Origin of the sequence: Streptomyces omiyaensis, assembly GCF_014650895.1 — a bacterium.
Taxonomy (GTDB): Bacteria; Actinomycetota; Actinomycetes; order Streptomycetales; family Streptomycetaceae; genus Streptomyces; species Streptomyces omiyaensis.
The window spans coordinates 1-778 of sequence record NZ_BMVV01000089.1; the positions used below are offsets into that span (position 1 = coordinate 1).

The 778-nt window shown below is 69.0% G+C and carries 1 protein-coding gene; it reads right to left on the minus strand.

Annotated elements, in window-relative coordinates:
* A partial coding sequence (locus IE287_RS38125; RefSeq protein WP_189854011.1) for a class E sortase occupies positions 1 to 778 on the minus strand: 778 nt, incomplete at both ends.

The window sequence follows — 778 nt, forward strand, 5'->3', positions numbered from 1 at the left end:
ACGAGTGCGGCGGGTTTGCCCTTGCTGCGTGGTCGTTCCTCGACGAGCTTTCCCCAGACGATCATGCGGTAGGTGCTGGTGAACTCGGGGGTGCAGGTGGTGAGGGTGATGTAGCGGCCGGGGCCGGTGAAGCCGGAGCCTTGGGGGACGGGGGCGATGACGGAGACGTTGGACGGCGGGGTCTGGGGGAGGATGCTCGCCATCTCGTAGGTGTAGTAGGCGTCGCGGGTCTCGACGACGATGGGGTCGCCGGGGTTGAGGCGGTTGATGTAGCGGAAGGGTTCGCCGTGGGTGTTGCGGTGGCCCGCGACGGCGAAGTTGCCCTGTTTGTCGGAGGGCATGGCGGTCTTGAGGCTGCCTTCGGCGTAGTGGCCGACCATGCCCTTGTCGAGGACCTTGGGTTTGCTGATGCCTTCGGCGACGGGGACGACGACGTCGAGTTTGGGGATGTGCATGATGGCGAAGCCCTCGCCGGGGGCGAAGACGCCGGGTTCGTTCTTCTTCTCGCCGTCGGCCTCGCGGCGCCAGGTGTCCTCGATGCGTTCCTTGGCCTGGTCGCTCTCCTGGCCGGCGAGGACGTTGGTCCACCACAGCTGGTAGGCGACGAAGAGGAGCATGACGACGCCGAGGGTGATGAACAGTTCGCCGACGACGACGCCGACGCTGTCCTTGGCGGCCTTGGCCTCCCGGGCGGCCCGGCGGGCCTCCACCCGTGACAGCGGCCGTCCCGCGGCCGCCCCCGCGCCGGTGGCGGTACCGGCCGGACGCTCCGCACCCC